Raw genomic sequence first — 19,934 nt, forward strand, 5'->3', positions numbered from 1 at the left:
TTTCAATAATCTCCTTTCAGGGTCATCGACACGTTTTTTCTTTTAAGGACCAGATATAGTATCAATTCGAAAATAGCTAATACAAAAGATAAGGTAGCCAGACCGATTCCTAATGTAAGATTGAATTGGAATCCATTTAAGAATAATAAAATCACGGAGCAGATTAAAACAATCATTATTAGAAAAACTGAACTACGAATATAGATGTGTTTTAGGGTAGCACCAGAAATTAAGTGTATGGTATACACTCGATATAGTTTCTTGAATAGACCGACATACATGATAGTTAAAGCTACAATTAATGATAAAATCAGAAACCCAACGGTTGGGTATACATATTGTAAGATGAATTTTACTTCTTCACTTTGATAATTGTCTGAATGAAAACTTAAGAAACTATCTTCAACAACTGCTTCAAACTCAGCAACTAATCCATCTTTTTCCTCAGATTCGCTGAAATTTATGTTCTCTATTAACTCAGTAATTTCTAAACCATATTCTGTATCGATCCATTCAGCCAAACTGCTCGTATTTAGTAAAATAATAACGAGCTCATCCCTGTAAAAAAACTCAAATATCCTCTCATCAAATCCATTAATATTCTCTGTTCCAAATGTAGCAGGTTCCGGAAAATCTATATTTTCAAGATTCATCTCTTCTTTAATATCAGCGCTTACGTAAATCGTATTACCCTGACTTGCTTTGTCTAGCGATTCATTTAATGCCTTGTCGATTACAACTATTGTAGGATGACCAGTTTGAACAGATAATTGTTCTGAAAAGAAGAATGATTTCCCACCTTTATTTAAAGTCTGGTTTATTTTATTTACAAATGTAGAATTGGAAGACATATCATTTGAGATTGGAACTACAATATTTCGTTCTGAAGATTCTCCGACAATAGTACTTTTGTTTATTTCTCTCCATAAAGAAGTTGATGCAGAAATAACAATCATACATATGAGAAGAAGAGATATTAAAAATAGTATAAATAACCGTTTATATTTTAACATGTCACGGAAACCAAATATTATTGATTCTACCATATCAGGATCTCCTCGTTAGATTTTCAGCATTCTTATAAATTATAGAGAGATTGACTATTGCAAGAATTGAATTACATAAAAGCATAACCCCTTGGATCTTAAAAAAATTCATCAGACTTAAGTAATTAGAGCCTATACCCTCAAAATAAAGAAGGACCAAATATGCTATACAGGAAAGCATAAGACTAATCATTCCTACTGATATTAAAGTAAACTTCATCATCGTTTTAAAATTTCCACCAACAATCCTACTAACTTTCACGTGCTTTTTATACTTTTGGAAAAATATAAATGCCATAAAAATAAAAATTGCAAGTACAGAAACGCTTGCAGAAACAAGAAATTGCTCATGTTTTCTACCAGAAAAAGCATCTAATACTGTTTTAAGAATAGGGATATTATAGTTCTTATCAATATTTATAAACCCATGTTCCAATAGCTTATTGCTTATACTGCTTATTTCTTGAAGTTCGGTTGAATCAACAAACACTCTAGTGACTTCAGTGAAGTCTACTGAATAGATATTTTGGACTTTATATATTGAACCATATTCCCAGACTTCCGTTTCGATACAGTTAATTACTTCATCTAACTGGTATTCGATATTACTAGCCTTTACCTCTTCGACATTCATAAAATCGCAATTATTGACTATAATACCAACCTTAGTTTGGTTTAGATAATCTAGTTCAGAAAAATATCTATAAACAGTCGGAGCAGTAGCTTTAGTTGCTTCTTTGTAATATTTCATTTGAAGATCTAGTAAACCCACTGTGCCTGACTCCCCAACTTCAGCAATGACAATTAAATTGTCATATTCGTTAAAATTAATTATTTCATTTGCTTGAGCTGAGGATTGTTGACTTCTGTTAAATTCCACAAAATTTTCACTAAGATTGTATGGTTTCAAATCTCCATTTATTATATTTCCCATTGCATAGTTTACCGCAAACAAGATACAAATATTAGTTAGTAGAGATAGTAAGATAATCAACCAATTGTTTTTTAAGATTTTCATTATAAAGGGTAAATGAAAGAGTAACAAAGCCACATTAATTTCTTAATTATCCATTATTCCTCGACGACTGACATACTACCATATAGCCGCAAACCATAATTATAGTACGCTTTTGTTTTTGAGCCATTATTCCATTTGTCGTAAACTTCTAAAATGGTTGAACGGCGAACATTATCTGTACTACTTCTTGAATTGGCTGTTTTTGAAGAAACATCTCCTTGCACGTCATAAGTAATCCTTGTCCATGCAAATGAGTAGGTGTGATTACCTTGTGATATTCTATCAGTTCCAATTACAGAAGCTGTCCCCTTATAATAATCTGAGAAGTAATTATCTGGATGATAGCTGGTTACATAGGTGTTTGAAGAGTGACGCCATAGCGTGGTCGTACTTGCACTGACGCTAGTTACAAACAGCGCAAGTAAACAGAGTGAAAGAACTATTGTCCTAAATAGCTTTCCTTTCATTTTCCCCTTCTCCCCTTTTTTAATTAAAGTGGCTTTTTTTTATGGTTAATATTACCATGTGAATTAAATAATGTAAACATAATATAGGTAACTTTATCAACTTTATTTAAATTCTGTTAATTAATGTCGTTATATGTGAATGATAATTTTTAACTTCATAAAAAAACTAGTATTCATTCTTAGTAATGGACACTATCCTCTGCAAGAGAGGATCTTGTAAAATATTATTAAGCTTATTGGAAAACACACTCATTAAAACAATATTCCACCTAGTCTTAGCGTTAAAATAAAAAGGATCAAGTCGCTGCTCCTTCACATAGATGATAAATTCTAGTGCGAAGTTCTCACTGGCCTTATTAGCTGGGCCCTAGTCTTTAAATTCTCGAGTTGGATAGGTTACGCTTAATTAGACAGATTCGTTAAGGTCATCTAAACTTGAATCTAATACAATTCAGAGGAGATTCAATAACGGCCAGAAAACCAAGAAGATCGTTTACAAAAGAAATCAAAGAACAAATCGTCCAGCTTCATATATCCGGTAAACCAAGGGCTGAAATTATTAAATAATATGAGCTGACCCCGTCAACCTTTGATAGATGGATCAACCAACATAAAACAAGTGGGTCGTTTGAAGAAAAAGATAATAGAACTCCGGAACAGGAGGAATTAATCAGACTCCGTAAAGAGAATCAAAGACAATGGGACGAAAGTAGATGTGATTCGTAATAACCAACACAAATACTCGATATCAGCAATGTGCGAGGTCCTTGACCTCCCTAGAAGTACTTACTACTATGAAGCGAAAATACGAGATAATCAAGACGATGAATTAACTTCGTTAATCGTTAAAGTTTTTAAAAAAGTAGAAATATTTATGGTCAGGGAAAAATAAAAAAAGTGCTAGAAAAGTTGGGATGGCAAATCTCCCGTCGTCGGATCGGACGAATTATGAAAGAGCAGGGACTTGTTTCCAAGTACACTGTAGCACAATATAAACCAAAGAAAACCACTGTAAATGAATCAGCAATAGGAAACACATTGAATCGTGAATCCAACCAAGATGAAGAATTAAAGGTGATTGTGAGTGACTTAACATACGTACGAGTACAACATAATGGCATTATATTTGTGTCCTGGTAGATTTATATAATCGAGAGATTATTGGTCACAGTGCTGGTCCACGTAAAGATGCGGAGCTAGTTCAACAAGCTTTTGCATCCGTAAAATACAATCTGAACCGTTTACAATTACTCCATACTGATCGTGGAGGTGAATTTAATAACCAGTTTATCAATGATGGATTAGATGCATTCAGTATTGAAAGATCATTGAGTGAAAAAGGAATACCATATGACAACGCAGTAGCTGAAGCAACCTTTAAAACGATTAAAACAGAGTTCGTTGATGGTAGAGTCTTCTCTAGCCAAGAGGAACTAGATTTGGAATTATTTGATTACGTAAACTGGTGTAATAATATCCGTATTCACGGATCATTGAATTATTTAACACCGTTAGAATACAAGCGAAAGTTCAAGGTGGAAGCCAGTGCGAACTAGCATCTAAAGCGTTCACTTTACTTAGGGAATTGGGTGTGATTGCCTTTTTCGGTATGCCAGCAAGTTTTTTGATTAGTTGGCAGGGTAGCTTGGAGAATATATCGACAGAGGCTCATAGTCAAGTTAAAAAAACACGCACTATTTTCAAAAAGAGTTAAACTTTAAACACTATAAACAAGTTAGTTTTCCTTAAAAAAATTGTTCAGTTTAGTGTTGACATACCATAATCAACGTTCTTTGTACGCGTGTTATCTTAAATCAATAAAATATATCCAGTAAAGGTTAAAACCCTCTTTGGATTTGGAATAAATTCATCTTAAATTTAAAACAATTCTTCGATTTTCTCTTTTAAATAAGTTTCGATCCCATAAGATAATATCATTAGAAACCGCTAATTCATTCGCTGATCTAATAAAAAAGTTTTTTGTAATTACAAGACCTTTTTCTAGTTTGTAATATTACTCTCGTATTTTAGTTTGTACATGTTCTTTATACTAAGGCAGCAACGTTGAAATATTATTTTCAATTTGATATAACAAGGAATACGATTCTGTTGCATAAAAGAAGATTTTAGGAGATGACACATGGAAAAGAACGTGTTTGAACAAATGGCGAAAAGATATGATACAGATGATAGAAAAGAATCGGCTAAGGTTATCATCGAAGAAGTTCGGAAAGAATTGCAAAACAGTAAATCAAAATCTCTTCTCGACTACGGGAGTGGGACAGGACTAGTTAGTTTAGAATTAACGGATTTAGTGGATTCTGTTTTGTTGGTGGATGCTGCGAAACAAATGCTGGACGTGGCAGATGCTAAAATAACTCAATCAGGAATTACGAATGCAAAGGTACTGTATTCTGATTTTACGAAAGAGACTCCTGAACTACAGGCAGATATCATTTTTATGTCTTTAGTTCTTCTGCATATTCCGGATACGGAAAAAATATTAAACGAATTATATAAATTATTGAACGTCGGTGGAAAGCTCATTATTGTAGATTTTGACAAAAACGATAAAGCAAGCCACCCAAAGGTACATAGTGGGTTTATACACGACGATCTGAAAAATAAATTAACTGAAGCTGGATTTAAATCAACTGAAATAAAGACATTCTACCATGGGAAACAAATTTTCATGAAGCAGGATGCCTCTATGTTTATTTCCAGTAGCATTAAGTAATAATAAAAAGTAAAAATGTACCTTTGGCCTTATTCTTAGCAAATACCGTCCTTTACTTTACTAAGTTTAGGTTATGTTTTGAAGGTTACTTCATTAATAGAGAACCACGGTTGGGCCTGGGCCAATTATTCGCTCTCCATAGACTCCAAATATCGATAAAGCGTGGACTTACTTATGCCCGTTTCATTTTTAATATCAATCAGCTTAAAGCCATCATGATACATTGCGATGGCTTTTTTCACATTTTCATCGGACTTTTTCGGACGACCGATTGATTTACCGCTTTTCCTCGCTTGATCCATGCCAATCGAGGTTGATTGCCTGATTGCATCCGATTGGAATTGAATAACATGGACCAAGATGTCTTGCAGCGTCATTTGCAGTAATTCATCACTTCGGATTCCCTCACTCAAAAAATGAATGGTTACCCTATCTTTTTCACATACTTTTAGTAGCTCCATGAGATGATGAAACGTATCAGCTAGAGCTACCATTTTTTCAACAAGAATAGAATCACCAGGTTGTAATTCCATTAATAAATTCTCTAACTGTAGACGCTTCTTAGGCGAGCCGTGCTCTTCTTTAAAAATGACATCACACGAATCCGGTAATGCCTTCAATTGTGCTTCGGATTTCAAATCATTATATAAAGGTCTAACATAGCCATAAATCATATTTATTCCTCCCTTTCCTTCCCGAAATGGTTCCATTTTAGGAAGAATCATGTTACAATCTACCATGTTATCAGCATTTAGAAAAGGAGATTATCATGCAAACATTAAAACAACAATGGTTTGGCAACATACGCGGCGACATTTTATCAGGAATTGTCGTAGCTCTTGCTTTAATTCCCGAGGCAATCGCCTTTTCCATTATAGCTGGCGTGGATCCGATGGTTGGTCTATACGCTTCATTTATCATCGCCGTTGTCATTGCATTTGCCGGCGGAAGACCTGGAATGATTTCTGCTGCCACTGGCGCAATGGCTTTACTCATGGTTCCGTTAGTTCGTGAATATGGACTCGACTATTTATTGGCAGCAACTATTTTAACAGGTATCATTCAGATTTTATTTGGGATATTTAAAGTGGCGAAAGTCATGAAGTTTGTTCCTAATGCTGTCATGATAGGCTTCGTCAACGCTTTAGCAATCCTCATTTTCGCGGCACAACTGGAACACTTTATCGGTATATCTACACTGACTTATGTGTTTGTTGCCATTACTTTAATCCTATTATATACTCTACCACGGTTCATCAAGGTAGTTCCAGCACCCCTAATTGCAATTATTGCTTTAACAACAGTAGCGATATTCAGCGGAGCGGAATTGAGAACGGTGGGAGATCTAGGTGCAATTACACAGTCTTTGCCATCATTCTTTATTCCCGATGTCCCCTTTACTTTTGAAACGTTGCAAATTATTTTTCCTTATTCCTTGTCATTAGCAATTGTCGGTTTATTAGAGTCATTGCTCACTTCACAAATTGTCGATGATATGACAGCGACAGAAAGTAATAAAAATAGAGAGTCCCGCGGTCAAGGAATCGCGAACGTCATTACAGGGTTCTTCGGAGGTATGGCGGGATGCGCCATGATCGGCCAGTCTGTCATTAATGTGAAATCAGGTGGGCGTGGAAGATTATCCACCCTCATTGCGGGTATCTTTTTAATGTTCCTTATTATCGTCCTTGGAGATTTGGTCGTTCAAATTCCAATGCCTGTTCTTGTAGGTATTATGATTTCGGTAAGTGTTAGTACGTTTGACTGGAGTTCATTCAAGTATATCGTGAGAGCTCCCCGTACCGATGCATTTGTCATGATAGCTACAGTTGCGATTGTCGTGTACACAAATGACCTATCGAAAGGTGTACTCATCGGGGTATTATTAAGTGCGATTTTCTTTGTCGTAAAAATATCGACGGTTAAAATTACACAAGAAGGCAACTGTTATACCGTACACGGTCAGCTTTTCTTTGCTTCGATTGATGGATTTGTAGACTACTTTAAAAAAGCGGATATCAAGCAGAACAATATTCAAATCGATTTATCTCAAGCGAAGGTGTGGGATGAATCGAGTGTAGGCGCATTAGTCAAGGTTATGGATCTCCTGAAAGAAAGAGGAATTGACGTAGAGATTGTAGAAATTGATCAATCCAGTAAAAAACTGGTTGAACAGCTGAATAGTCTCTATTCATCAAGCTAAAGGAGGATGTATATGTATGTATAAACATATTTTATTAGCTTCAGATGGCTCTGAAAACGCGGTGCGGGCAGCTAAGGAAGCTGTTAAATTAGCTTCCTATAACCAAGAAGCCGTGATTGATGTCGTTTATGTCGTTGATATAGAAAAATCCAAATATGACGTGCTCCATTCCAATTCAAAGGAAGCAGCCGATCTTGCCCGTCGCAAGAAAAATTCAAAAGTACTTCAATTTTTGAATGAAGCAAATGTGACGTACAAAACAACGATTTTACGAGGGGAGCCCGGTCCGGAGATCGTAAAATATGCGAACGAGCAGGGTGTTGATATTGTAGTAATTGGCAGCCGAGGATTAAATGCTTTGCAGGAAATGGTCTTAGGCAGTGTAAGCCATAAAGTAATGAAAAGAGTAAACTGCCCTGCATTGATTGTTAAATAATATGGATTTATCAAAAAGTAAGGCCCTCCAGAAAGTGGAAAGCCTTACTTTTTTCTTTCATCAATTATTGATAAACAGCCGTCCTTCCGCCTGCTTGCGGGTTTCATTTCCGAATCCATCAACAGCCTTCACTTCAATTATTGCTCCTTCGGCATATACATTGTCCGTTACAGTGTAATAGCCTACATATTTGCCTCGTGTGATCTCCATCAGAGGCAGTTCCGTTACATTCGTTGTCTGCACTCCCAAATTTGTTAAAGGCAGATGCACGACATAACTAGCACGCAGTCCCGGCTCACTATGAAACTCAATTTTCACGGACTGTCCGGTTTTCACATATCGATCTTCCATCGGTGTTACATTCAAAATTTCCGGTGCGGTATAATCTGCATAAATCGTGATGGTTTCTGTTGTCTCATTTCCAGTAAGATCCGTAGCTACAATTTCCATTATGTTTTCACCTTCTTGGAGCAGAACTCGTTGTGAAAACGCACCATCTTCAAGAGCAGTCTTTTTCCCGTTTACAGTAACTGTATCAAGATGCTCATCTTGCACCGTTCCTTTAATTGTCGCTGTTTCCCGGTTTGTCCGTTCACCATCTTTCGGACTGATAATCTCTAATTCCGGGGCCTCGGTATCCAGATTTACCGTTACCTTATTAGATTCACTTGCCTCCTCCCCACTTACATACGTTACTGCGACAAATTCATTTTTCCCTTCAGCCAGTTCCGCTTCGATTGCAAAATTTCCATCATCATCAATATCAGCAGAGCCGACTTCTTCTCCATTTTGCAGTAATTTAATAGTCGTACCAGGTGCAGCCGTCCCATTTACGGTTACTTCGGCTTTATTTGTAAGTGACCCATCTTCCGGTGAGGTGATGATCGCTTCTTCTATCTCATACTCGACTACCGCACGAATCATTTTATTTCCTGTCAGAAAGTTTGGCTCCAGCGGGTACCAGAAATCTTTATACAACTCCCAGCTTCGATACGTGAATTCATCTTTATCATTTTGCAGTCTTGGCGCTGTCTCCCTGCCTTCCGACTGAATGTATACCATATAAAATTCCTCTTCGACAAAAATCCCATAGTCTCTCAAATCAACGGTTGTCCAACCACCGTCTTTTACGGCGGTGGCATCATACGGCCCGGCTATCAAGTTTCCTGGTCCACCGTTTGGACCGTTTGCATCCATTACCGCGACTTGGAATTGGTCACCCCCACCAGCAGCAAAAAGGAATTTCCCTTCCGTTACGAGTGCCTTTTCCTTTCTGTCTTCAAGAGACATTCTTACTCCCCAGCCATTTCCTGCTTCGAGGAACCAGCTTCCCCCTTCACCATCGCCATCATCATAAGCCAGCTCACCGCCAGGATAGCTGAAAAACGGTTCCATATCGACATGAAATGTATGATTATCTTCGGACACAGTTACTGCTAATTCTTTCGTTTTAAAGCCTGATGCAGAGATTCGCAGCGTATATTCTCCTTCATGGGCTGTAAGTTCATATGAACCGTCCCCATTCGTTTGAACTGGAGCAATATTCGCATCCTCTGCCAATAAAACGTATGCCCCTTCTATCGGATTCCCATTCCTTGCATCGACCACCTCACCGGTAATGAGCGTCTGTGGAATTTTTTCCATGGAAAAGTCTATTTCCGTTATATCATCCTCATCAAGTTCCACTTTTTTCTCAACTGGATAGTAGCCATAGGACTCCGCTCGCAGCACATGTTCACCTGCAGCATACCTAAGAAAATAGCTTCCATACTCCGGGTCTGTTTTTACCGAACGCTTTGTTCCGAGAACACTTATTTCCGCTTGGAGGGGAGTCTCTGTCCCTTCCTCGACAACGTTGCCTTCAACCGTTGCGACACCTTGCTCTATAGCCAGTACTGCATTTTCCGCATCAATCAATCCGTATCCATACCCATTGTTCGGGCTGTCTGGATACGCGTGATCTGTCAAAGGCTTCGCTGTACTTGTTAAAATTTCTTCAATCTCATTCACAGTAAGATTACTGTTTGCTTGCAGCAATAAAGCAATTGCACCAGCCACTACAGGTGCTGCCATGGACGTACCGCTATTTCCTACATAACCGCCATCTGGTATGGAAGAACGAATTCCTTGGCCTGGTGCAGATATATCCGGCTTGATTTCCTCATATGGGGACGGACCTCGTAACGAAAAGTTAGCCAAGTCATCGCCAACGTCCAACGCTCCGACTGCGAATGACTCTGGGTAATTGGCTGGAGTCGCAATCGATCCAGGACCACCGCGATTATCATTATCTATATTACCCGCGGCAAATACCGGAAAAATATTCGCATGACGCCATTCGGTGACGACATCCCGATACCATTCGTTTAGTCCAGGTCCTCCTCCCCAGGAGTTATTTACAATATCCGGGGTCAGATCGACACGAATATTTCCTTCTTGATCTTGCGGAGCTAAAATCCATTCCGCAGCAGCCAGCAAATCAGCATCTGTTGCTGTACCATCAGGTGCAAATGCTTTTACTCCAATCCATTTCGCTCCCGGGGCCACACCGATCTGGTTGGTTCCATCGCTTTCACTTCCTACCATCGTTCCTGTCACATGCGTGCCATGTCCTTGGTCATCAAATGGCTCCGCAATTCCTTCGGTTGCATCAAACCAGTTGAAATCATGATCCACCTCACCCGTTGTTTCATTGTACCCACGATACTTTGCTTTTAAAGCAGGGTGGTCCCACTCGACTCCCGTATCGATGCTTGCTACCACGGTTCCTGAACCATCATAGCCCCTTTCCCATACATCCGGTGCATTCACCCTGTCCACATTCCACTCGATATCTTCCAATACATAGCTTGGGGCATTTTCAGAAGTTGTTCGTTCCTCCGTATTGGTTGCAGGTGTAATCAAATACCTCGTTTCATTCGGAAGCAGCTTCTCTACTTCTGGGAAGCTGGCAATCTTCTCAGCCACTTCCTTTGTTGCAGTTACTGCCATCGTATTTACAATAAAGTAAGAACGGACAACTTCCACGTTCCCGTTAGCTTCTTCTTTATCCAATAAAGCAAGCATATGTTTCTGCTCTGTTGTTGCTGTTTCTTTTAATGCATGAACAACAGCTGAACGTTGTTGAAGTTCCGCTTTTTGAGCTGACAACAGATTAGTCTGGGCATTATTTAATGCCTTTTTAACAGCTTTCTCCGTATCCGCTTTTTCTTTAAACTTAACGAGGAAAGTCACTTTTTCCTCCTCATCATCCCATTGTTCGACGAGTCGATTGCTCATCTTGGTCATGGGGTTGATGCTCTTTTCATGCAACACATTCTGTTCTTCTGTCCCTTGTGCTAATCCTGGTGTGATCAGTGAAAAAACAAGCAGCACCGCCAACATTAGACTCCAGAAGTTTGTGATATGTTTCCGCAAATCTACTCCCCCTTTTCTTATTTCTCAACGTTAAAGCTACAAAATATCATCTGCTGTACTTGATAGTATAGTAGACAATACCGTAGATTTATGTCGAATATTGTCGAATAAACTTGCAGATATGTATTTTGATAGATTTGTATGAATTTTTCCTATGTTCCTTCATAGGTTAAAAACCTATGAAAACACATTCTCTTATGTAGAAATCCTTCTTGTCAATATGTACATGGATATTTCATTTAGTTAAACAAACGGAATAAATCTTTAAAATAAACCATTAGACCTACAGAAAAAAATAAAGAAGCCCTTGTTTTTCTCCAACGAAGAAAAACAAGGGCTTCTTTACTATTGAATTGTATCGTACTGACTCAACGTATATCTCATTATCTTTATCACTCACTTTTTCCCGGATACGAAGGAGATGCTTTCTGTTGTTCTTCCTTTTTCCATGGAGGGTTGGAGTTTTGATATAATTTACGGTAGATCTTGTGGATGATAAATGGAATGAAAAATGCTAAAAAGGTACAGAACAATCCCAACCCTGACGGCAACCATTCCGCAAATGTACCCCACATCACCATCATTCTCCTTTCGCTTTTATTTTTACAGAGGCTCCCGGTTCCCTAACGTTCGTTTTTACGTTAATGGTTACCTCGCTTTGTGAAAAGTAATTTTCCCCATAGTCCCAGTTATCTTTTATTTCTGTCCATAGTTTATTGTGATGGATTTGGAGATAGCGATCGAACTCCAACACATCCACTTGGAATTCATCTTTTATTTTAACGAGAGCCCGATGAGTCACCTTTTTCACTTCTTTTTCCAATTCATTCTGGAATTCCTTCTTGACTTCTTCCTTGTATAAATTCTTCGTGCCAAAATATTCCCTGATGGAAACAGTCAGCTCAATATCCACGGTAAAGGCCAGTGAATTTTTATCGGAATTGGTGAGCGTATATTTACTATTACCCAGTATAATATCAAAAGTGACGAGCTCTCCATCGACTTCAGCAATTACGCTACCTCGCTGACTTTTCCCAATAATAAAATGGCGCCCTTTCGCATCACCATCTGTTAATGTTCCTACTAATTTACTTGGCTCCTCCGCCATGACGCCAATTCCTTCATATTCTACGGTATGATCGGGTAAGATGGTAAGCAGGGGTAACGCATAGCTTCTTTTTGACAACAGCTTTTCCTGAACGTCCCCAGACCGTGCCGGCTCTTTCGTTACAGCAGTCTGGTCTTTCTCCAACATGTCGATAATATTTATCGAAGGCAGCTTCATATGTTCCACTTCAACACTTAAAAGGTCTTTTGCTTTCGTATCTGTCACTGCCACCATAACGCCTCTGCGCATATATTGCTGACGAATAAACACATCAAGGATATTTGCAAGCATTCCTTCCTGCTCTGCAAATTCTTTAGACAAGATAATCAATCCTAAATGCTCGACATTCGATATCCTGCTTTCTTGCCTGGATATATCCCGATTTATTTCATAGATACTTTTACCCGATCTCGTTATATTCCGATATGCTTTACCGGTTCCAGGATGGGTAGATGTACCAAGACCAGCAGGCACTACAATTTGTTCCGTCATTTCGATAATCGTTTCATCTCCCGTATCCTCAGCCAAGTCAATTGCAACAGCTGCTATAAATGCTCTATCCTCAATTTCTACCTCATCCCAACAGCCAGGTAAAATAAACAATGAGATGGAGAGAATAACAACGAGTGGCAGACACTTATTTTTCAAGCCTATTCCCTCCTTTTACTGCGTACATGACCCATAACAGGATAGCTACAAACCCCGGTAAAATCCAAGTAGCATAAGACAACAACTTCCCGAATTTTATTTGATCGAGGTAATTATTGGGGACCATGGCAATGAAGTAGATGATAGGTGACAGAATAAAGACGGCGGTGTGTTTATTTAACTTCGGAAAAAGCGATTGCAATGCCATAATCGATACATCAAACGACATCATCGCCGTGGTGAAGATCGCAGTGATCCAAATGACAAAGAAGATGGATTCCATTCTTTCAAAGAATCCTCCAGGGATTTCCACCGATTGCGCCAATTCAATGAATGGAAAGTGAATCACCTCTGTCGTTTCCTGACCAAAAACTGCGATGCAGGTTAAATAGACAAAGAGATATAAAACAACTACCCAGGACATTCCAAATACTGCCCGACTTGGTACTTTTTCAACGTCCCTTACTAAAGAGACATAGAAAAATAATATTCCAACTCCCGAATACGCTAAAGCACTATCAAACGTCCCTCTAACATAACCTCTTATATCTGTGGTGAATACTGGTAAGACATTTTTGATTTCCATAAAGTTTATAGAGAACAACATCAACAATCCCGATATGAGAAAAATGAGCGGTAAGAACAATACATTAATGCGGAAGATTCCTGCCCGGGAGCCAGAAACAGCATATACAACCACCAGTAAAAAGGTGATTGCCACAACCTCATAAGGAGTCCGCTCATATAAATAGAGATGAGACACAATACTGATGGTCGAAACTTCAAAAGCAGCAATTAATATCCCTTGCAGGACAAACAGTATGGTCAATACAGAAGCGACAGGTTTGGAGACAAGGGAAGATGAGTAAGATAGAAATGACTGATTAGGAAACAAAGAAGCGAGTTTTGCGACGACCCATGTAAATAAAATCACAATGATGCCACCTATGAGAACGCCAACCCATCCATCAGCATATCTCGTCGACTCTGCTAAAGTGGCTGGAAAATTAAAAATACCGACCGCGATCACCATAGAGGGTACAGCAATCATAATATCTTGTGATTTGATCTTTTCATCTGCATATTTAAAGGTGGACATGATTCACTTTCTCCTTCCTTGGAGGGGGCATGTCTAAATGGGTTCATTTATCCGCTTTTTTCTGTTTCACCGATGTATCCTTGGAAACTTTATCAAGTGTTTTCATGTAAGCTGGCCGATTCTTCAGTCTTGTAATAGGAGCCCGGATAAGAACATCTCTCAAATCCTTTAAAAACGTCGGTCCTAATGGAGTGGAATAAGGCATACCAATACTTTTCAAGTTGACAAGATGTATCGTAATCATCATAAATACGAGAATAATACCGTATAACCCTAAAAATCCGCCTGCCAGCAACACAGCAAATCGTAAGGAACGAAAAGCAATGCTCATGCTATAGGAAGGTATACTGAAAGAAGCGATGGCAGTTAGTGCGGTTACAATTACCATAACCGGGCTGACAATCCCCGCACTGACCGCTGCTTCACCAATGACTAAGCCACCAACTATACCAATTGTTTGTCCAATTACATTAGGAAGCCGGATTCCAGCCTCATGCAACAGTTCAAATGTGACCGCCATCAGGATCGCTTCGATGGCACTCGGAAAAGGAACCCCTTCTCTTGAAGCTGCAATGGAATAGGCCAGTGTACTCGGTATCATCCCTGGATGAAAGGATGCCAATGCCACATAAAGCCCCGGCAAAAACACCGCAATGAGAGCGGCCAAGTAACGGAGTATGCGAATAAGAGTCGCAGACATCCAGCGCTGGGTATAATCTTCGGGTGAAGCTAAACCATCACTGAACGTCATCGGTGCAATTAGTGCAAAGGGCGACCCATCGACAATAATCCCTATTTTTCCTTGCGTCACCGCTGCCGAAACCATATCTGGTCTTTCTGTATCAATAAATTGGGGAAATGGGGAATAAATGTTGTCTTCTATCCACTGCTCCACAAACGACGAATCGGAAATATATCCGATATTAATGGATTCTATTCTCCGATTGATTTCATCCACCAGTTCAGGGTTGACGATACCTTCAACATAACAGACGACCACTTTTTGTTTAGATCTTTTTCCTACCACATGTTGTTTAAAGCGCAAATTAGTATCTTTAATATCGCGGCGTACCAGTGCCATATTCGTATGGATATTCTCTACAAAACCATCCCTCGGACCACGAATCAATGTTTCAGACTCCGGTTCTCCTATACTGCGGTCTTCTCCACCGCTCGTCCCCATCAGCAATACCTCTTTATGCCCATCTAAATAAAAAGCTGAACTCCCGTTTAAGATACCGACCGATACATCGTCAAACGTTTCTGCTCTCTCGATATCTGTAATCGCCACAACTTCATTATGTATATGCTCTAAAATATTTGTCTCAAACTTCTTTAGATTAAGCTGAATCGCCTGTAAGATATTACTATTTATCATTTTCTCGTCCGTAATTCCGCTAATATAAATGATTGCTGCACGCTTTTCGATTCCGCCAATCATCAGTTCACGGACAACTAAATCAGTTGGATTTCCAAGCGTATGCTTGATTGTTTGAATATTGTCATCCAAACTTTTCGTTATAACAGGATGGGATGCCCCTTGTTGTTCGTTTTTTTCATTCCTATTACTAGTACTCTTCATCAGCCGGTTAAAGATGGAACGTCTCGCCATTTTATTCCCTCATTTAGGTAAATTAAATTCTATCCTTCTTTTGCCCCAAACCTTCCTTTTTATACAAACTTCTCCACGTTATTCCCATGTTTCGAACTCATGGAATCGCGGCCTGCTTCCAGAATAAATAAAAAAGCAACAGCTCATTACGAGCTATTGCTTTCATGTCATGATTTATTGAATGCCTTCCGCGATCTCCATAAGTATTTCTCTCGTGATATCTGTACCTTCACTAATCAATTCCAAAAATGCTCCATCTTCATGCTCCCAAGTCAGAAACAAGAAACTCTCGTCGAGCACTTCCAGAACACCTTCACTTCCGTTGATAGAGATTGTCTCAGTCGATTCGTCTTCATAAACTTCCCCAAAAGCTTCAACATATGCTTCCTTTGAAGGATAAACAGTCAACCCAAAATAATTATCCCCGTCTTTATCATACGAAAGATAAACCATTTCTATCATTTCATCCTCGTAATAGGAGGAATCTGTCAATTCAAATCCTTCAGGTACGAATGTTGCTTCAGGAACCGTGTAATCAACAATCTCACGAATTTCTTCCAGTGGCAAGGATTCCTCTGTAAAACCGAAGTCCAATAATGAATCTTCAGTGACTGCATTATCCTTTACTTCATCTGGTATTGCTACTGGCTCCACTTCATTCACGTTTGAGATGATTGTATCTGCTTTGATGGCGTACGATTCCCCATCTAAACTAAGATCTGCATCTACACTTTGTTCTTGGATGATCATCGACTTTTTATCGATTTTCAATTCCATTTTTAGACTGTTGACGACTAGATCTGTATATAAATCTTCTTCAATGCTTGGATCCATAGCTAAGTCACCCATAGATGCCTCTAGATAAGTGTCAATCAACGTTTGGAACTCTTCTCCCTCACCGGTTAACGTCAAGACATACATGCCATCTTCTTCCGTCATTTCAAAATGGTCGATGAAATCATTGAGCTTTTCCAGCTCTGTTTGATTCAATTGATCAAAGCCTTCCAAACCGACGATTTCTTCTGCATCCATCATGACCCATTCACCAAACATTTTCATATATGCCTCTTCACCAACGACATAAACTTCCACATCCATCGTGAAACCTGTCATCCCCATCGACATATCCATATAAAGCGTGTCTGGATTATGGGTAATATCGCTTACAGCTTCGATATTCATATCCATTCCCATGACTTCTGTATCGACTTTCATATCAGCGGAATAGCTTTCTAATTCCTCTGTCGCTTTAATCGACTCTTCCATAACTTCCCCTGCAGTTTTTGCTTCTCCCCCACATGCAGCCAGCAGCAAAAGAACTGCCATCATAAGTAGTGCAATTGATTTTTTCATCCCTGTTTCTCCCTCTAATTATTCTGTTATTTTATAAGGCATAAGAGTATTATAGCCTAAGAGGAAAGAATTGGGCATATAATTTTTATGAAAACCAACAATCTTTAAATGTATAAACTTCACAATGAAACTTTTAAACAGCTAATTCGTAGATATAATATGAAACGAAATTGAACGTGGGGGGAAGAATATGAAGAATTATCTCCTGTTTTCTGCTAGTTTTATTGTTTTATTCGGCTTATTTCAAATTCTGTGGGGAATGGCTCTCACATTTTTTTATACTCCGGATGTAACGAATGCTTGGCTCACCACAGCTGGGCAGGCTCAAGAAGAGACAACGATCTTTAGTTACGACAGTGCCATCCTGCCTACCTTTATCATTGCTTTTCTTTCAGCATCGATTGCTTATATTATTTCAAGGAAATTTGCCAAAAAAAGTAATTAAATCTAAGGAGAAAGACTATGGAACTATTTGCTGCTTTACCCTTTTATAAACCATCAGATAAAGCAATTTATATTTATGACTCGAATCATGAAGAAATTGGTTATGTCCAACGAAACTATACAAGCAGATTAAATCGAGTAGCCAATCACCTGCCTATTTCCATCTTGGAAAATACAAATATCATCGGTGAACAGGACGGTTATACCTTAGAAATACAGGAACAATCTTTTAAAGCAAACTTATTGAAATTAAAATGGGATGTCTATTTAGAAAGAGATGGAAATAAGGAAAGCTTTTTAATGGAGGATTTAACGAAAATATCTACAGATTCCGAGCTAGCTTACCATAAAAAAGAACATCGCTACCTTTTAAAAAAAGATGGTTTAAGCGGAAATTGGCTAATATCAATAGAAGACAGTCCATTCATTTGCGCGGAGATTAAGGTGCTGAAACAAGTTCCCAACCAGATTAAAATCACTTTAAACACCCATGATTTAAAGGCAATTGAAGTATTGGGCATGTATTATGTCATACATCTTGTTTATTAAGATTGGAAGATAACATAAAATAAAGAATAGCATTCGCTATTCTTTTTTTATTCTGCCTACCTACTATTCTGCTCTCCTTTTCATGTTGCACTAAAATAATTTTTTCAAAAATATTGGAACGGGCGAACAACGAGACTAATAAAATAGTACAGTCAAGATTATTCGGTATAAAAGTAAACCGATATAGGAGTGTAATTATGGGAGCAATGAATGGGACGGATTTTATTAATCGGTTAAACAAATTGGATACCGAGATTTGGTTGGATGGAGAAAAGGTGGAAGGAAAAATCTCTGAACACCCTGCATTCAAAGGAATTATTCAGTCAAAAGCCGCCCTGTATGATATGCAGCATGATCCTAAATTCAAAGATGAGATGACTTTTACCTCAAAAGAAACAGGAGACGAGGTCGGGCTCTCCTTTTTACAGCCCAAAACGAAAGAAGACCTAATCAGGCGGCGAAAAGCAAGTGAGCACTGGGCTAGAAAAACGGGCGGATTTATGGGAAGAAGTCCGGATTACCTTAACACGGCGATGATGAGTTTTGCAACTTCTTCCTCCATATTAAAAGACCAAGAAAACTGTTTTCCTGAGAATATTCAATCCTTATATGAATTAGCTATGAAAAAAGATCTTTCATTTACCCATACATTTGTACCACCCCAAGTAAACCGTTCCGAGTCCTACTTAGAATCAGCGAAAGAAGAACCAATTGGTGCTCGCGTAGTAGATAGAAATGAAGACGGAATTGTCATTAAAGGGGCACGCCTATTAGCGACTCAAGGCGGATTGACAGACGAGGTATTAGTTTTTAGTATCCCTAAATTTCTCCTTGATGTAGATGAAGCATTTGGCTTTTCCATTCCTTCCGATGCAAAAGGATTGAAATTCATCTGCAGAGAATCATTTGTTGGTGGAGACTCTACGTTTAATCATCCATTAAGCTCTCGACTGGAAGAAATGGATACGATCCTTGTATTCGACAATGTGCTCGTACCATGGAATCGGGTTTTCTATTATGATAACCCACTCGCAGCGGCTGAATTCTCTTTCAAAAGTTCCTTTCACAACTTCACAACCCATCAAGTTTTGACAAGACAAATCGTGAAATTAGAATTCCTATTAGGTATGGCCGAACTTTTGGTAGAAACGATTAACGTGAGTGAATATCAGCATATCCAAGATAAACTGTCAGAAATCATTATAGGACTGGAAACAATGAAAGCTCTATTGGAGAAATCGGAAAACGATGCGACATTGGACCAATGCGGGATTTTGCGGCCACATATTGTGCCACTTCAGGTTGCCACCAACATTTTCCCTAAAATTTACCCACGCTTTACAGAAATCATTCAATTGATTGGGGCTAGCGGATTGGTTGGTTTGCCTACGGAAGCTGCATTCCATTCTCCTATCCGTGCAGATCTTGACCAGTACCTTCAAGCGGCAACGAAGAACGCAGAAGATCGAGTGAAAATATTCAGGTTAGCCTGGGATATGACGATGAGCTCATTTGGAACGAGGCAAACACAATATGAAAGGTATTTTTTCGGTGACCCTGTTCGCTTGTCAGGACGCCTGTACAAAAACTATCCACGTAGTGATTATGTTAAAGAGGTTAGTGAGTTTCTAGAATTAGATCACTAGGTTAATATCTACTTATGTTGTGATAATCGAGTAGGAGGAGGCGATTAACCTCCGTCCTCTCACACCACCGTACGTACGGTTCCGTATACGGCGGTTCAATCAAGATTGATAACGCAAGAATTTATAACGGTCGTGTAGACCTCTGAGCCCT

The 19,934-nt window shown here is 38.8% G+C and carries 16 protein-coding genes and 1 pseudogene; 7 read left to right on the forward strand and 10 right to left on the reverse strand.

The genetic code is table 11. The features are described from left to right. Positions 1–2: 2 nt before the first annotated feature. From M3210_RS15165 to M3210_RS15175, 3 genes are all read right to left on the reverse strand, one after another. Positions 3–1,046: a hypothetical protein gene (locus M3210_RS15165; RefSeq protein ID WP_251516002.1), complete on the reverse strand. Its 1,044-nt coding sequence runs from the start codon at positions 1,044–1,046 to the stop codon at positions 3–5. A 1-nt stretch (position 1,047) separates the two neighbouring features. Beyond that, on the reverse strand, positions 1,048–1,980 hold the full coding sequence (locus tag M3210_RS15170; RefSeq protein ID WP_251516003.1) for a hypothetical protein: 933 nt from the start codon (positions 1,978–1,980) through the stop codon (positions 1,048–1,050). 137 nt (positions 1,981–2,117) lie between these two features. Next, entirely contained in the window at positions 2,118–2,531 is a 414-nt protein-coding gene (locus M3210_RS15175) for a hypothetical protein (protein WP_251516004.1), read from the reverse strand. Positions 2,532–2,996: 465 nt separating this feature from the next. On the opposite strand from M3210_RS15175, the pseudogene M3210_RS15180 reads away from it, so the two are divergent. After that, positions 2,997–4,087 (forward strand): annotated as a pseudogene (locus M3210_RS15180) (IS3 family transposase). A gap of 584 nt (positions 4,088–4,671) precedes the next feature. Continuing rightward, positions 4,672–5,268 carry a class I SAM-dependent methyltransferase gene (locus M3210_RS15185; protein ID WP_251516006.1) on the forward strand — a complete coding sequence of 199 codons (597 nt, stop codon included), beginning with the start codon at positions 4,672–4,674 and terminating at the stop codon, positions 5,266–5,268. A 125-nt stretch (positions 5,269–5,393) separates the two neighbouring features. Here the strand turns inward: M3210_RS15185 and M3210_RS15190 are convergent, their stop codons facing one another. Then, complete coding sequence (locus M3210_RS15190) at positions 5,394–5,942, reverse strand: recombinase family protein (RefSeq protein WP_251516008.1); 549 nt, start codon at positions 5,940–5,942, stop codon at positions 5,394–5,396. A gap of 95 nt (positions 5,943–6,037) precedes the next feature. On the opposite strand from M3210_RS15190, the gene M3210_RS15195 reads away from it, so the two are divergent. Both M3210_RS15195 and M3210_RS15200 read left to right on the forward strand, forming a co-directional pair. After that, positions 6,038–7,471, forward strand: coding sequence for a SulP family inorganic anion transporter (locus M3210_RS15195; protein ID WP_285853827.1), 1,434 nt, complete (start codon positions 6,038–6,040; stop codon positions 7,469–7,471). A 16-nt stretch (positions 7,472–7,487) separates the two neighbouring features. Beyond that, positions 7,488–7,907, forward strand: coding sequence for a universal stress protein (locus tag M3210_RS15200; RefSeq protein WP_251516010.1), 420 nt, complete (start codon positions 7,488–7,490; stop codon positions 7,905–7,907). A 60-nt stretch (positions 7,908–7,967) separates the two neighbouring features. On the opposite strand, the gene M3210_RS15205 is transcribed toward M3210_RS15200, so the two are convergent. The 6 genes from M3210_RS15205 to M3210_RS15230 form a co-directional block, all read right to left on the reverse strand. Continuing rightward, positions 7,968–11,324 (reverse strand): S8 family serine peptidase, encoded by a 3,357-nt coding sequence (locus M3210_RS15205; RefSeq protein WP_349774370.1) that lies wholly within the window; start codon positions 11,322–11,324, stop codon positions 7,968–7,970. Between the two features lie 392 nt (positions 11,325–11,716). Beyond that, a complete protein-coding gene (locus tag M3210_RS15210; protein WP_251516012.1) occupies positions 11,717–11,899 on the reverse strand; it encodes a hypothetical protein in 183 nt (60 codons plus the stop codon). 5 nt (positions 11,900–11,904) lie between these two features. Beyond that, the gene (locus M3210_RS15215; RefSeq protein ID WP_251516014.1) at positions 11,905–13,080 is read right to left on the reverse strand and encodes a Ger(x)C family spore germination protein; all 1,176 of its coding nucleotides are present in this window, start codon (positions 13,078–13,080) and stop codon (positions 11,905–11,907) included. Continuing rightward, the gene (locus M3210_RS15220) at positions 13,070–14,179 is read right to left on the reverse strand and encodes a GerAB/ArcD/ProY family transporter (RefSeq protein ID WP_251516016.1); all 1,110 of its coding nucleotides are present in this window, start codon (positions 14,177–14,179) and stop codon (positions 13,070–13,072) included. Before M3210_RS15220 ends, M3210_RS15215 begins: the two co-directional genes overlap by 11 nt. A gap of 43 nt (positions 14,180–14,222) precedes the next feature. Further along, positions 14,223–15,791, reverse strand: a complete 1,569-nt coding sequence (locus M3210_RS15225; protein ID WP_251516018.1) for a spore germination protein — start codon at positions 15,789–15,791, stop codon at positions 14,223–14,225. Positions 15,792–15,965: 174 nt separating this feature from the next. Then, positions 15,966–17,144, reverse strand: a complete 1,179-nt coding sequence (locus M3210_RS15230; RefSeq protein WP_251516021.1) for a DUF6612 family protein — start codon at positions 17,142–17,144, stop codon at positions 15,966–15,968. 190 nt (positions 17,145–17,334) lie between these two features. Here M3210_RS15230 and M3210_RS15235 point away from each other — a divergent pair, with 190 nt between their 5' ends. From M3210_RS15235 to hpaB, 3 genes are all read left to right on the forward strand, one after another. After that, the gene (locus M3210_RS15235) at positions 17,335–17,589 is read left to right on the forward strand and encodes a hypothetical protein (RefSeq protein WP_251516024.1); all 255 of its coding nucleotides are present in this window, start codon (positions 17,335–17,337) and stop codon (positions 17,587–17,589) included. 17 nt (positions 17,590–17,606) lie between these two features. Further along, on the forward strand, positions 17,607–18,137 hold the full coding sequence (locus M3210_RS15240; protein ID WP_251516027.1) for a tubby C-terminal domain-like protein: 531 nt from the start codon (positions 17,607–17,609) through the stop codon (positions 18,135–18,137). Positions 18,138–18,334: 197 nt separating this feature from the next. Then, on the forward strand, positions 18,335–19,783 hold the full coding sequence (hpaB, locus tag M3210_RS15245; protein WP_251516030.1) for a 4-hydroxyphenylacetate 3-monooxygenase, oxygenase component: 1,449 nt from the start codon (positions 18,335–18,337) through the stop codon (positions 19,781–19,783). Positions 19,784–19,934: the final 151 nt, after the last annotated feature.

Origin of the sequence: Oceanobacillus luteolus (assembly GCF_023715655.1) — a bacterium.
Classification (GTDB): Bacteria; Bacillota; Bacilli; order Bacillales; family Amphibacillaceae; genus Oceanobacillus; species Oceanobacillus luteolus.

Excerpts from the sequence above, each read along its gene's own strand:
- M3210_RS15165 (WP_251516002.1), bottom strand. The coding sequence starts at position 1,046 with ATGGTAGAATCAATAATATTTGGTTTCCGTGACATGTTAAAATATAAA.
- M3210_RS15170 (WP_251516003.1), bottom strand. The coding sequence starts at position 1,980 with ATGGGAAATATAATAAATGGAGATTTGAAACCATACAATCTTAGTGAA.
- M3210_RS15175 (WP_251516004.1), bottom strand. The coding sequence starts at position 2,531 with ATGAAAGGAAAGCTATTTAGGACAATAGTTCTTTCACTCTGTTTACTT.
- M3210_RS15185 (WP_251516006.1), top strand. The coding sequence starts at position 4,672 with ATGGAAAAGAACGTGTTTGAACAAATGGCGAAAAGATATGATACAGAT.
- M3210_RS15190 (WP_251516008.1), bottom strand. The coding sequence starts at position 5,942 with ATGATTTATGGCTATGTTAGACCTTTATATAATGATTTGAAATCCGAA.
- M3210_RS15195 (WP_285853827.1), top strand. The coding sequence starts at position 6,038 with ATGCAAACATTAAAACAACAATGGTTTGGCAACATACGCGGCGACATT.
- M3210_RS15200 (WP_251516010.1), top strand. The coding sequence starts at position 7,488 with ATGTATAAACATATTTTATTAGCTTCAGATGGCTCTGAAAACGCGGTG.
- M3210_RS15210 (WP_251516012.1), bottom strand. The coding sequence starts at position 11,899 with ATGTGGGGTACATTTGCGGAATGGTTGCCGTCAGGGTTGGGATTGTTC.
- M3210_RS15220 (WP_251516016.1), bottom strand. The coding sequence starts at position 14,179 with ATGTCCACCTTTAAATATGCAGATGAAAAGATCAAATCACAAGATATT.
- M3210_RS15225 (WP_251516018.1), bottom strand. The coding sequence starts at position 15,791 with ATGGCGAGACGTTCCATCTTTAACCGGCTGATGAAGAGTACTAGTAAT.
- M3210_RS15230 (WP_251516021.1), bottom strand. The coding sequence starts at position 17,144 with ATGAAAAAATCAATTGCACTACTTATGATGGCAGTTCTTTTGCTGCTG.
- M3210_RS15235 (WP_251516024.1), top strand. The coding sequence starts at position 17,335 with ATGAAGAATTATCTCCTGTTTTCTGCTAGTTTTATTGTTTTATTCGGC.
- M3210_RS15240 (WP_251516027.1), top strand. The coding sequence starts at position 17,607 with ATGGAACTATTTGCTGCTTTACCCTTTTATAAACCATCAGATAAAGCA.
- hpaB (WP_251516030.1), top strand. The coding sequence starts at position 18,335 with ATGGGAGCAATGAATGGGACGGATTTTATTAATCGGTTAAACAAATTG.